General features: G+C 74.3%; 12 protein-coding genes. 5 read left to right on the forward strand and 7 right to left on the reverse strand.

Annotation, left to right across the window (positions count from 1 at the left end):
• Positions 1 to 20 precede the first annotated feature (20 nt).
• A complete protein-coding gene (locus WD250_09225; GenBank protein ID MEX2620390.1) occupies positions 21 to 824 on the reverse strand; it encodes a 50S ribosomal protein L11 methyltransferase in 804 nt (267 codons plus the stop codon).
• Positions 825 to 855: 31 nt separating this feature from the next.
• Positions 856 to 1,170, reverse strand: coding sequence for an antibiotic biosynthesis monooxygenase (locus tag WD250_09230; GenBank protein ID MEX2620391.1), 315 nt, complete (start codon positions 1,168 to 1,170; stop codon positions 856 to 858).
• Between the two features lie 99 nt (positions 1,171 to 1,269).
• Between WD250_09230 and WD250_09235 the strand changes: the two genes are divergently transcribed.
• Genes WD250_09235 through WD250_09245 form a run of 3 tightly spaced genes read left to right on the forward strand, consistent with a single transcriptional unit; the run spans position 1,270 to position 3,434 of the window.
• Complete coding sequence (locus WD250_09235) at positions 1,270 to 2,094, forward strand: hypothetical protein (protein ID MEX2620392.1); 825 nt, start codon at positions 1,270 to 1,272, stop codon at positions 2,092 to 2,094.
• Positions 2,094 to 2,600 (forward strand): hypothetical protein, encoded by a 507-nt coding sequence (locus tag WD250_09240; GenBank protein ID MEX2620393.1) that lies wholly within the window; start codon positions 2,094 to 2,096, stop codon positions 2,598 to 2,600. Before WD250_09235 ends, WD250_09240 begins: the two co-directional genes overlap by 1 nt.
• 27 nt (positions 2,601 to 2,627) lie before the next feature.
• A complete protein-coding gene (locus tag WD250_09245; GenBank protein MEX2620394.1) occupies positions 2,628 to 3,434 on the forward strand; it encodes an aminotransferase class IV in 807 nt (268 codons plus the stop codon).
• On the opposite strand, the gene WD250_09250 is transcribed toward WD250_09245, so the two are convergent.
• The gene (locus WD250_09250) at positions 3,431 to 4,084 is read right to left on the reverse strand and encodes a DsbA family protein (protein MEX2620395.1); all 654 of its coding nucleotides are present in this window, start codon (positions 4,082 to 4,084) and stop codon (positions 3,431 to 3,433) included. The genes WD250_09245 and WD250_09250 overlap by 4 nt on opposite strands.
• Before the next feature lie 108 nt (positions 4,085 to 4,192).
• On the opposite strand from WD250_09250, the gene WD250_09255 reads away from it, so the two are divergent.
• A complete protein-coding gene (locus WD250_09255; GenBank protein ID MEX2620396.1) occupies positions 4,193 to 4,759 on the forward strand; it encodes a hypothetical protein in 567 nt (188 codons plus the stop codon).
• On the opposite strand, the gene WD250_09260 is transcribed toward WD250_09255, so the two are convergent.
• From WD250_09260 to WD250_09275, 4 genes are read right to left on the reverse strand one after another with little or no spacing between them, the layout of a single operon-like run.
• On the reverse strand, positions 4,722 to 6,035 hold the full coding sequence (locus WD250_09260) for an AI-2E family transporter (GenBank protein MEX2620397.1): 1,314 nt from the start codon (positions 6,033 to 6,035) through the stop codon (positions 4,722 to 4,724). The genes WD250_09255 and WD250_09260 overlap by 38 nt on opposite strands.
• Before the next feature lie 3 nt (positions 6,036 to 6,038).
• Positions 6,039 to 6,773, reverse strand: a complete 735-nt coding sequence (locus WD250_09265; protein MEX2620398.1) for an SDR family oxidoreductase — start codon at positions 6,771 to 6,773, stop codon at positions 6,039 to 6,041.
• Positions 6,770 to 8,071 carry a M18 family aminopeptidase gene (locus WD250_09270; GenBank protein MEX2620399.1) on the reverse strand — a complete coding sequence of 434 codons (1,302 nt, stop codon included), beginning with the start codon at positions 8,069 to 8,071 and terminating at the stop codon, positions 6,770 to 6,772. The genes WD250_09265 and WD250_09270 overlap by 4 nt, the downstream gene beginning before the upstream one ends.
• 38 nt (positions 8,072 to 8,109) lie before the next feature.
• Positions 8,110 to 11,832, reverse strand: coding sequence for a multifunctional oxoglutarate decarboxylase/oxoglutarate dehydrogenase thiamine pyrophosphate-binding subunit/dihydrolipoyllysine-residue succinyltransferase subunit (locus WD250_09275; GenBank protein MEX2620400.1), 3,723 nt, complete (start codon positions 11,830 to 11,832; stop codon positions 8,110 to 8,112).
• Positions 11,833 to 11,978: 146 nt separating this feature from the next.
• On the opposite strand from WD250_09275, the gene WD250_09280 reads away from it, so the two are divergent.
• A complete protein-coding gene (locus WD250_09280; protein MEX2620401.1) occupies positions 11,979 to 12,581 on the forward strand; it encodes a TrmH family RNA methyltransferase in 603 nt (200 codons plus the stop codon).
• The last annotated feature ends 50 nt before the right edge of the window (positions 12,582 to 12,631 follow it).

Here is a 12,631-nt window from a genome sequence, read left to right on the forward strand (position 1 = left end):
AGGCTCGGGCGATTCACGGCTCAGGGCCCCGGAGCAGCGCTCCCGGGGCCCTGCCGTGCGTCGCCGCGTGCGTCCGCGACCAGCACGATCCACTCGCTGCCGGCACGGACCTCGGGGTCAAGGCCCACCGCGGCCAGGGCGGTCACCGCCTCGTCCGTCCGCTCCCGGCTGACGCCGGAGGCGACCAGCGTCCCGCCGGGGCGCAGGCGTGCGGCCAACGCTCGTGCGAGTGCGGTGAGCGTGGCGGTGTCGAGGTTCGCGACCACCACGTCGAAGGCGCCCGCCACGTCGCCGGCCGACCCCGCCCGCACGTCCAGGGCCACGCCGTTGGCGGTGGCGTTGTGGCGCGTGGCCTCCACGGCGAGGGGGTCGGTGTCGACCGCGACGACCGCCGCGCCCAGCCGGGCAGCCGCGATGGCGAGCACCCCGCTCCCGCAGCCGACGTCCAGCACCCGGGCGCCGTCCAGCGCCAGCTGCTGGAGCGCGGCCAGGCAGCCGGCGGTGGTCTCGTGGTGGCCGGTCCCGAACGCCTGAGCCGGCTCGATGACGATCTCCCCCACGTCGCCGGACGCCCGCCAGGGTGGGGCGACGACCAGGTCGCCGACGCGCACGGGCTCCAGGCCCGCCTTCCAGGTCTCGCTCCAGTCCTGGTCGGCCACGGGCTCCCAGCGGCCCTCGACGGGCAGGGCGAGGGGCCCGGTGTGGAAGTAGGCGCTCGCCCGCCCGCCCTGCTCGACCGCCCCCAGCAGGCCCGCCGCTTCCAGGGCCGCGACGTGCAGGTTCAGCTCGTCGAGCGTGAGCTCGGTGTGCAGCACCCACGTCACGGCGCGGGACAGGTCGGCAAGGCCCGCCGGATCAGGACTTCTCCTTGTGCTCGACGACGTCGAACGTCCAGAGGTCCGAGCCGGAGGCGGCCGGTCCCTGCGGGCCCGACGACTTGGCGTGCCCCTTGGAGAACTGCTGGGACTCCGTCCACGCATCGAACGACGCCTTGCGGTCCCACCGGGTGTAGACGAGGTAGCGGTCCTGGCCCTCGACCGGCCGCAGCAGCTCGAAGGCCTCGAAGCCCTCCATGGTGTCGACCTCTCCCGCACGCGCGGCGAAGCGCTGCTCGAGGGTGTCCCGCATCTCGGGGGGTACGGTCAAGGTGTTGATGGCGACGAACGACATGGGTACGGGTCCTTTGCAGCAGTGGTGGCCGCCCGGCTCGGTGCCGGGGGCCGATCCCGGAGACTACCGTGGCCGTGCCGGGCCTCAGGAGGTTGGAGCATGCCGAGCACCGGAGCGTCAGGGGACCTGCTGGAGCGGGCCGACCGCTGCTTCCTCGGCGCGGCCGGCCCGGACGGACCGGCGGTCCTGCCGGTGGCGTCGTGGTCCGACGGCCAGGCCCTGTGGATGAGCGCCCCGACCGCGAGCCTGCCCGCGACCGCGTCGGACCCCGAGGCCGAGTGGGTGGCCTACGTCCCGCCGCGGCAGGCGCACGAACCCGGCCTGCTCGTCCACGGCCGAATCCGCGTGTACAGCCTCGACGATCCCCTGCGCCTGGCCCTGCACGCCCCGACGATCTCCGCGGCGATGGCGGCGTTGGCGGCGCACCACGCCGGGGCGGTGCTCGGGGCCGTCGGCGAGGCCGCTCGCGCCCCGCACCGGTGGCAGCCCCGCAACCGGGCGGTGATACGCCTGGTCGTGCACGCGCGCCGGGAGGTCGACCCCCCCGACGTCGGTCCGGGTGTGGCACCGCCGCTGCCGCCGGTGGTGCCCGCCGCGGTGCGACGCGGCCTCGCCGGCCGGCGACGTCTGGTCCTCGTCTTCGGCGACCCGGGGGACCTGCACGCCACCCCGGCCGTGTGGGGCCCCGGCTTCGTGCTGCGCACGCCGCCCACGCTCCGGCCCGACCGGGGGAACGGGGCCGTCGCCGCCGTCGACGTCGAGGGTCCCCCCGGCCCGCGCCGACCGGTGGGCCTGGCGCTGCACGGCGAGGTCGACGCCGGTGGACGGCTGGTGCCGGAGCGGATGACGTCCTGGTGCGGCCCCGACATGGTGTCCGCGGCGGTGGCGGGCCCCGTCGCCGGCGGTGTGGTCCTGCCGGACTGATGACCCCCACCTGCGCGTACCCGGTCGACGCAGCCCTGCTGGAGCTGCTCGACGCCCACCTCGGCCCGCCGCTGGACTCCTACGTGCGGGGTTGGCAGGTGTGGCTGGAGCCCAACGGACCCGGCGAGCAGACCCTCGAGTGGCGGCTGCACCCCCCTGCGGGGTTCGTCATGCCCCTTGGGGTGAACCCCCACGACCTGTTCGACGTCGTCCTGCAGGGCATCGCCGAGCCCGGCGACGACTTCCCCGCCGGGCAGGAGCGACGCCGCCTGGACCAGGTGTGGGAGGCGCTGGAGGTCTTCCCGGCGTTCCCGGAGCCGACCCTGCCCACCATCACGCCGCCGTCGCTGGTCGAGGCCGCGACCGCCGCGCTCGGCGGGCGGCGCCCCGACGTCGCGGGCCACGTCGACCACGCGCGCCTGGGCGACCGGTGGAAGGGCCGGCGCGGCGACCTCTCCGTCGGTCGGGTGCTGTTCGACACGCTCGACCCGGTCCCCCCGCCGTGACCGGGCCGAGGCGCTAGCGTGCCGCCGATGGGATTGGACACCGCGCTGATCGACGGGCGTTGGCTGCCGCTCGCCGAGGCCGCCCTGCCGGTGACCGACGACGGGGTCGCCCGCGGCGACGGGGCGTTCGAGACCGTCGGCGTGTGGGACGGCCGGCCGTTCCGGGTGGAGGACCACCTCGCGCGGCTGGCCGGGTCGCTCGCCGCGATCGGCATCGGGCCGGTCGACCGGGCCCTCCTGCGGTCGGAGATCGACACCCTGATCGAGGACGTCGACACCGATGCGGCGCTGCGGATCTACGTCACCGGGTCGGGGACGCGCCTGCTCACCGTGAGCGCCCAGCCGGTCCGCGCGCCGGCCCGGCACCTCGTGCCCCAGCCGGCGCCCTGGGTGCGTCCCCTGGGCACGTACGGCCCCGCCGGCGCCAAGACCATGTCCTACATGCCCAACATGGCGGCGACCAGGGCCGCGCAAGCCGCCGGCGGCGACGACGCGTTGCTCGTCTCGCTGGAGGGCCTGGTGCTGGAGGGCCCGACCTTCGGCGTGCTGTGGGTGGTCGACGGCGAGGTGCGCACCCCCGCGGTGGACCTCGGGATCGTCGACTCCATCAGCCGGCGCACCCTCGGCGACGTCGCGCGCCGGGCGGGGTACCGCGTGGCGGAGGGCCGCTGGCGCCTGGAGGACCTCCGGGGGGCGGGCGAGTTCCTCGTCTGCTCCTCGGTGCGCCCGCTGACCGCCGTGCGGCGGATCGGCGATCTGGCGTTGTCCGGCCCCGCGCCGGTCGCCGACGCGCTGGGCCCGCTGCTCGACGCCCGCCGGCGCGGCAGGGGCTAGGCCCCCGCCTCGGCGGCCTGCCGGGCCCGGTAGGCCCGGAACGACTCGAGGTCGGGGTCGATGACGCGGTCGCGCTTCAGCTCGCTGAAGTTCTCGTAGCGGGTGAGCCAGGTCACGTGCTGCCACAGCGCCACCGCGTCCGCGTCGGTCGGCACGTCGCTGATCACCGGCCCGAAGATCGCGGGGCCGTCGCCGCCGTCCAGCACGATGGTGGGCACCCCGAAGCTTCGGGTGCGCTCCACCAGCGCGGTGTGCTCGTCCACCACCCGCTGCCACAGCGCGTCGTCGCCCGCGGCCCCGTCGGCCAGCGCCGCGGGCAGTCCCGCGTCGGTCAGGGCGGCCGCGATCGTCGCGTCGTCGTCGAGTGCCGCACCCGCCTCGTGCACCCGGCGGCCGAGGGCGCCGGTGAAGCCGCTCACGCCGCTGTGGTCCGCCTCGTCGCGGACGAGCACCATGGTCCGCAGGGCGTTCGCCGAGCGGGCATGCCCCTTCTCGCGGGCCTCCTGCGTGCCGGTGTTGGCGATCTCGAGCGAGAAGACGCCCCATTCGACCTGCAGCACGTCGAGGTCGACCAGCTGCCGGACCCACCGGGAGGTCTGGTACGCCCAGGGGCAGATCGGATCGAGGTGGAAGCGGACGAGCTCGGGCACGGCGGGGAACTCCTCGTTTTCGCGGTGGGTGTCGGTGTGCGAGGCTTGGGTGGACGCTACAACCACGGGTACAGCACTGTGCCCCCATCGTCGACCAAGGACACTACGGTGAGCGATCGACCAGCGTGGGGAGAGCAGCGAGGCCCAGACGGCGAGGACCAGCCTCCCGACGACGCGTGGGCCGCGCCGGGGCCGGCACACGGGACGGGGCCGGCGGACGGACCGGGGCCGGCCCCTGGCGCCACGAGTTTCGACCTGGGCAGCGAACCGCGTCTGCCGCCACCGCCGGGCGAGCCGCCCGCCGACCCGAACCTCGTCGCGGTCGAGCGCGCCGGGCTGAGCCAGGAGTCGACGGAGTGGCTGCAGCAGGTCGCCGCCCAGGTCGACCCCCGGCTGGACCGGGTCGCGCCCGACTGGCGCCGCACGCCCCAGGCCTCCCTGGCGCAGGCGTGCGCGTTCGGGTTGCTGCTCGGCTACCTCGCCCGGACCTACCCGCACGCCCGGGACGACCTGGGGCGCGTGGCGGAGGCGCACCCGAGCTACGCGACGCTGCAGGCCGGCAACCGCCTCGGCACCCTCGAGCAGATCAGCGCCGACCCGCAGCGCATGGCGGCGTGGCTGGGTCCGCTGGTGGAGGTCACCGACCCCCAGCGGATGCGGGCGCTGCTGGACTGACCGCGCTGCTGCTGCTGCTGCTGCCGCCGCCGCGGCCGGTCCGCAGGTAGCCGATGGCCCGGGTCAGGCTCGCCGCCACGGGCACCGCCAGGAACGCGCCCAGCACGCCGAGGACGATCCCCCCGGCCGCCAGGGCGAGGATGACCGCCAGGGGGTGCAGCGCCGTGGCCTTGCCGAGCACGACCGGGGCCAGGACGTTGCCCTCGAACTGCTGCACGCCCACGATCAGCGCGAGGACGACCAGGGCGGCGCCGGGACCGCTGGCGGCGAGCGCGACGAGCACGGCGACGGCGCCGGACGCCAGGGCACCGACGATCGGGAAGAGCCCGCCGAAGAAGATCAGCACCGCCAGCGGCAGGGCCAGCGGCACCCGCAGCAGCACCAACCCCAGCCCGATGAGGACCGCGTCGACCAGCGCGATGAACAGCTGCCCGCGGAAGTACGACCCGATGGTGACCCAGGCCTGCGTGCCGATGGTCTTGGCGTCGGTGCGCAGGTGCGCCGGGAAGAGCCGGCGCAGCCAGTCGGCGATGCGTGCACCGTCCTTCAGGTAGAAGAACAGCGCGACGAGGCCGAACAGCAGGCCGGCCACACCCTCGGCCACCGCGCTGGCCACCGAGCCCGCGGCCTGGGACCCGACCTCGATCAGCTGCTCGCGGCCGGTCTCGAGCCACCCGGCGATCACGTCGGGCTCCAGACCGAAGGGACCCTCGTCGAGGAACGCCTCCAGGTCGGCGATGCCCTCCTCCACCGAGGTGACCATGGCGGGCGCCTCGTCGGCGATCCCCTCAGCCAGCAGGCTGCCGACCCCGACCAGCAGGCCGATCGACCCGAAGATCACCAGCAGCGCCGCCAGGGCGGGCGGCACGCGCCGCGCGACGAGCAGACGCATCAGCGGCGACAGCAGCGCCGCGGGAAACAGCGCCAGGACGAAGGGCACGACCAGGACGCTCAGCTCGCGGAGGACGGCCGCCGCGCCGACGAGGACCACGACGAGGCCGACCAGCCCCCAGGCCAGGGCCCCGGCGCGCACGAGGGGGTGGGCCCAGATCGGTTCGGGCTCGGGGACCCCCGTCCGGGTGTCCTCCGCCACCCCGGCCTGGGGCCGTCCCCCGTGGCCGTCCTCAGTCGCGTCGCCCCCGTCCGTGTCGGCTGCGGGGCGTGCGACTGCCGGGCTCGCGGCCGCCGGGCCGGGCACGGTCGCCGGGACGCCGTCGCCACCCCCCGTGGCGCGCGGCGCGCCCACCGCCGACCTGATCTGCTGCCACAGCCCCATCGGCTACCCCTGGTCCGTCGGCAGGAGGGCCACCTCGTGCACCGCCACGTGCGGCGGCTCGGACAGGATACGCACGATCTGGCGGGCGACGTCGGCGGGCGCGAGGCCGATGTCGGCCTGGAGCCCGGCGAGACGGTCGCGGGCCGCGGTGGCGGGGGCGCCCGCCGCCAGGTCGGTGGCCACGAGCCCGGGTGCGACCACCGACACCCGGATGCCGTCGGGGTGCAGCTCGCGGCGCAGCCCCTCGGTGATGGCGTGGACCGCGTGCTTGGTGGCCGCGTACACCCCGGAGGCGGCGTTGGGCACCCGCCGCCCCGACATCGAGCTCATGTTGACCACGTCGCCGCGACCGGCCGATCGCAGGTGCGGCAGGGCCGCCTGGGTGATGACCAGCAGCCCGAAGACGTTCACGTCCAGCATGCGCTTCCAGTCTTCGGGATCGCCCTCGGCCACTGTGGCCACGCTCAGCGCTCCGGCGTTGTTGACCACCGCGTCCAGGCCGCCGAGCGCCGCGGCCGCCTCGTCCACCCCGGCGCGCGCGGAGCCCGCGTCGGTCACGTCCGCGGTGACGGCCGCGGCGCCCACCTCGTCGGCGAGCACCCGGAGGCGCTGCGTGCGCCGGGCGAGGCCGGCGACGCGGGCGCCGGCAGCCGCGCACGCCCGTACGGTCGCCTCACCGATCCCCGACGACGCCCCGGTGACCAGGACCCGCCGGCCGTCGAGCACACCGGCGGTCACGGCGCCTCCAGGTGGGCGCGCAGCGCGGCCACCATCGGCGCGACGTCGGCGACGGCCGCCTGCTCGCGGATCGAGTGCATGCTCAGCAGGGGACTGCCCACGTCCACCGTCGCGATGCCCGTGCGGGTCGCGGTCAGCGGCCCGATGGTCGAGCCGCAGGGCAGGTCGGCGCGGGTCACGAAGTGCTGCAGGTCGACGCCCGCGTCGGCGCACCGGGCCGCGAACCAGGCGCCGGAGCCCGCGTCGGTGGCGTAGGCCTGGTTGGCGTTCACCTTGAGGACCGGACCGCCGCCCAGCAGCGGACGGTGCTCGGGCTCGTGGCGATCGGCGTAGTTGGGATGCACGGCGTGCGCCGTGTCCGCCGAGATCATCAGGGAGCGGGCGCGGGCCCGGGCGTGGGCCTCGGGATCAGGCCCCTCGCAGACCGACACGATCCGCTGGAGCACGTCGGTCAGGAACGAGCCGGCTGCCCCCTCGGCGGACGCGGAGCCGACCTCCTCGTGGTCGTTGGCGACGAGCACCTGCGTCGCCGCCACCGCCGTCACATCGGTCAGCGCGGTCAGGCCGGCGTGGCACGACGCGAGGTTGTCCAGGCGGGGGGCGAGCAGGAAGGCGCCGTCCGCCCCGCCGCGAGCGGCCGGCTGGGTGTCGGCGGTCACCAGGTCGACCCCCAGGATCGCGTCCGCCTCGACGCCGAGGTGCGCACCGAGCGTGGCGGCCAGCCGGCGTCCGTGGCCGTCGCGTGACCACAGCGGGACCAGGTGGCGCTGGGGGTCAAGGCGCAGGCCCTCGTCGCGGACCTCCCGGTGCAGGTGGATCGCCAGGGACGGGATGCGCAGCGGGGCGTCGGGCAGGTGCACCAGACGGGTCGTGAGCGTCCCGTCTGGCTGGCGGACGCCGGCCCGGCCGGCCAGCGTCAGGTCACGGTCCAGCCAGGTGTGCGCGAGGATGCCGCCGTAGGGCTCCACCCCCACCTGCACGTAGCCGTGGCGGCGCACGTCCGGGCGCGGGCGGACCTTCAAGGTCGGTGAGTCGGTGTGGGCCCCGACCAGGCGGAAGCCGTGCTCGCTCGGCGGGTCCGTGCCCACGCGGAAGGCCGCCAGGGACCCCCCGTCGCGCACCACGTAGCGGGCGTCGCCGGCCGACAGCGCCCAGCGGTCGGCTTCCGCGACGCGCGTGAACCCCGCCGCCTCCAGCCGCCGGGCCATCTCGGCGACCACGTGGTACGGCGAGGGCCCGGCGTCGACGAACGCGAGCAGGTCCTGCGCGTGCTCGTCCTGCGCGTGCTCCGTGGCCAAGGCTGTCTCCCAGCGGGCGGTGACCGTACGCTAGCAACCTAGAGGTCCGTGAACGCGCCTTCGATCAGCTCGGCCTGCTGGGCCTCGTGGACGCTGTGGGACCCGGTGGCCGGGCTCGGGCTCTCGGGCCGCGAGACATGCCGCAGCGCGTAGTCCTCGCGCAGCAGCCGGTGCAGCCGGCCGTGCACGAACGTCCACGGCCCCATGTTCTCGGGCTCGTCCTGCACCCACACCACCTCCTGGGCGTCGGGGTACGCCCCGAGGGTCTCCCGGATCGCGTCGGTCGGGAACGGGTAGAGCTGCTCGACGCGGTGGACCGCGACGGGTGCCCGCGTCTCGTCGCGGCGCGCGGCGAGGTCGAACGCGACCCGGCCGCTGCACAGCAGGACGCGGCGCACGTCGGCGTCGGGGGGGCCGCCCGGCACGGCCAGGACCTCCTCGAACGAGCCGGAGGTGAACGCCGAGAGGGGGCTGGCGGCCGGCTTCGCCCGGAGCAGGCCCTTCGGGGTCGCCACCACCAGCGGCTTGCGCACCGCGCGGTGCATCTGGCGTCGCAGCAGGTGGAAGTACTGGGCGGCCGTCGTCGGCTGGGTCACCTGGATGTTGCCCGCGGCCGAGAGGATGAGGAAGCGCTCGATGCGCGCGCTGGAGTGCTCCGGGCCCTGCCCCTCGTAGCCGTGGGGCAGCAGCAGCACCAGACCCGACGTCTGCCCCCACTTGTCCTCGGCGGCCACGATGAACTGGTCGGTGATCACCTGCCCGCAGTTGACGAAGTCACCGAACTGCGCCTCCCACAGCACCAGCGCGTCCTTGCGCAGCACCGAGTAGCCGTACTCGAAGCCCATGGTGGCGAACTCGTTCAGCGGCGAGTCGTACACCATGAACGGCGCCTGCTCGCCGCCCAAGGCGTTCAGCGGGATGTGCTCCGCCTCCGTGGTGTGGTCGACGAGCACGCTGTGGCGCTGGCTGAACGTGCCCCGGCGGGAGTCCTGGCCGGACAAGCGCACCGGCGTGCCCTCCAGCAGCAGCGAGCCGAAGGCCAGGGCCTCGGCCATGGCCCAGTCGACCTCGTCGCGGTCGAGCTGTCCGCGGCGGCGGTCGAGCTGGCGGGCCAGCTTGGGGTGGACGGTGAACCCCGACGGCGCGGACGTCACCGCGTCGGTCACCCGCTTCAGGACCTCCGCGTCCACCCCGGTCTGCACATGGGGCAGCGCGTCGGCCGCCTCGGAGCGCGGCAGCCGCTCGATGCGCGTGGGGGCCACCGACTCGCGGGTGTCCTTGAGCGCGGCCTCGAGCCGCTCCCGGAAGTCGTCGAGCGCCTGCTCCGCCTCGTCCAGGGAGAGGTCACCGCGGTTGACGAGCTCCTCGGTGTAGAGCTTGCGCACGCTGCGGCGGTGCTCGATGGCCGCGTACATGATCGGTTGCGTGTAGCTCGGGTCGTCGCCCTCGTTGTGGCCGTGGCGGCGGTAGCAGATCATGTCCACGACCACGTCCTTGCCGAAGCGCTGGCGGAAGGCGAACGCCATGCGCATGACCCGCACGCACGCCTCCGGGTCGTCGCCGTTGACGTGGAAGATCGGCGCCTGCACCGCCTTGGCGACGTCCGTGGCGTACTGGCTGGAGCGGCTCTGGTGGGGGGCCGTGGTGAAGCCGAGCTGGTTGTTGATGACCAGGTGCACCGTGCCGCCGGTGCGGTAGCCGCGCAGCTGGCTCATGGAGAAGGTCTCCGCGACGACGCCCTGGCCGGCGAACGCCGCGTCGCCGTGGACCAGGACCGGCAGCACGGGCGCCCCGGGGCCGTGGGTGGCATCGCGCTCGTCCAGGCGGGCGCGGGCCATGCCGACCACGACCGGGTCGACGGCCTCCAGGTGGCTGGGGTTGGACGACAGGCCCACCGTGATGGTGTTGCCGGCGGGTGTGGTGTGCGAGCCCGACGCGCCGAGGTGGTACTTCACGTCGCCCGAGCCCTGCACGCTCTCGGGGTCGATGTCGCCCTCGAACTCGCGGAAGATGCGGTCATAGCTCTTGCCGAGGATGTTGGCGAGGACGTTCAGCCGGCCCCGGTGGGCCATGCCCATCACCGCCTCCTCGATGCCGTCGTCGGCGGCGGCCGACAGGAGCGCGTCGAGCATGGGGATCGCCGACTCGGCACCCTCCATCGAGAAGCGCTTGTGCCCGATGTACTTGGTGTGCAGGAACTTCTCGAACGCCTCCGCGGCGTTCAGCCGACCCAGGATGTGGCGCTGCTCGGCGACGTCGAGCTCGGTCGACACGCCCTCGACCTGCGCCTGGACCCACGACTTCTGCGCCGGCTCCTGGATGTGCATGTACTCGACGCCCACCGTGCGGCAGTACGCGTCGCGGAGCACGCCGAGGATGTCGCGCAGCAGCATGCGGTCGTCGACGAGCACCCCCTCCGAGGAGTGGCGCGGGTCCGCGGGGTCGGGGTATTCCGCGCCGGCGAGGCCGCCGGTGGCGAACTCCCGGTCGAGGTCCCAGATCGTGAGCCCGTAGGTCGCCGGGTCCAGCTCGGGGTGCACCCGCTGGAACGTGTGCGCGAGCGGGTTCAGGTTGGCGATCAGGTGCCCGCGGACCCGGTACATGTTGATGACCTGCTGGACGGCCACCTGCTTGCGCCCGAGTCCGCCCACCCCGCCGGCGGCGATGCGGGTGTTGTCGTCGCGTCGCCAGCGCACCGGCTCGTAGGGGATGCGCAGGCTGGTGAAGACCTCGTCGTAGAAGTCGTGCTCGCCGAGCAGCAGCTCGTGGATCCTCGCCAGGAACAGGCCGGACTCGGCGCCCTGGATGACCCGGTGGTCGTAGGTCGACGTCAGGGTGATGACCTTGCCGACGCCGATCTCGGCCAGGGCTCGCGGGTCCGCCGCCTGGTACTGGGCGGGGAAGTCGATCGCGCCGACCCCGACGATCACGCTCTGGCCGGGCATCAGGCGGGGGACGCTGCCCACCGTGCCCACCGTGCCCGGGTTGGTCAGCGTCGCGGTCGTGTCCTCGAAGAGCTCGGGTGCGAGGTCGTTGGTCTTGATCCGGCGGATGACCTCCTCGTAGGCGCTGAAGAACCCGGCGAAGTCGTGGGCGTCGGCGGCCTTGATGTTCGGCACGAGCAGGACGCGCCCGTCCTTGCGCTGGACGTCGACGGCCAGCCCGAGGTTGAGGTGCTCGGGGCGGTAGGCGTGGCCCTTGCCCTCCGCCTCGTGGTAGCTGGTCATCATGACCGGCAGGTGCACCATCGCGCGGACGACCGCCCACCCGATCAGGTGGGTGAAGCTGACCTTGCCCCCGCGGGTCCGCCGCAGCTGGTTGTTCAGGATCCGCCGGTTGACCTCGAGCAGCTTGGCCGGGACCTCGCGGATCGACGTGGCCGTCGGCACCGACAGGCTCTGGTTCATGTTCTGGGCGATGACCCCCGCCACCCCCCGCAGCGGCGTCGCGCCGTCGGGGACGGCCGCCTCGCCGGGGGACGGCTGCCTGGCGGACGGCTCGGTCCGCGGGCCCGGCTGCCGGGGTGGCGCGGGCGCGGCCGTGTCGGGCTGCCCGTTGCCGGGCTGCCCGTTGCCGGGCGGCTCGCGGCGCGCCCCGTCGCCCTGCTGCCCCTGCTCCCACTGGGGGGTGTAGTCGGAGAAGAACTCCTTCCACGACTCGCTCACCGACTGCGGGTCGGCGAGGTATTGCCGGTACATCTCGTCGACCAGCCAGCTGTTCGCGCCGAACCGGGGGGGCTGCTGTCGCTGCTGATCCACCATCTGCTTGCGTCCCGTTCTCGGGGGCCGGCTCGCCCGCGCGATCGTGTGCGTCCGGGAGGTCGATGCTATCGCCGTCTGCTCCCGGCGTGTCCACTCCACCGGTACCCGGAAACCGGCGTCTTGACCACCGGGGTAGATTGCGGGTGATGGGTGAGGAGATCGGTGTCGGGCCGTGGGAGGGACCGTGGCCGGACAGCCTCGTGTACGACGAGCAGCTCCTGCGCGAGGGTGACCGGCGCAACGTCGTCGACCGCTACCGCTACTGGTCGGTGGCGGCCATCCGGGCGGACCTCGTCCGTCGCGCCCACTCGTTCCACGTCGCGATCGAGAACTTCCAGCACGACTTCAACATCGGGGCGGTGGTGCGCAACGCCAACGCGTTCCTGGCCGCCGGGGTGCACATCATCGGCGAGCGGCGCTGGAACCGGCGGGGTGCCATGATGACCGAGGTCTACCAGCAGATCGTCCACCATGCGACGCTGGAGGACTTCGCCACCTGGGCGCGGGATCGGGGCCTGCCGGTCGTCGGCATCGACAACCTGCCCGGCGCGGTGCCGATCGACCGCGCGGAGATCCCCCCCGCCTGCGTCCTGTTGTTCGGCCAGGAGGGTCCCGGCCTGTCGCCCGGGGCGCGGGCTCTGGCGGACGAGGTCATGGCCATGCGCCAGTTCGGCTCCACCCGCTCCATCAACGCCGGTGCCGCCTCGGCCATCGCCATGCACGAGTGGGTCCGCCGCCACGTCCCCTGAGACGTGAATCGCCGGAGCGCCAGCGGAGGCGATTCACCGCTGTGCCGGGT

It is taken from the genome of Egibacteraceae bacterium (assembly GCA_040905805.1).
Lineage (GTDB): Bacteria > Actinomycetota > Nitriliruptoria > Euzebyales > Egibacteraceae > DATLGH01.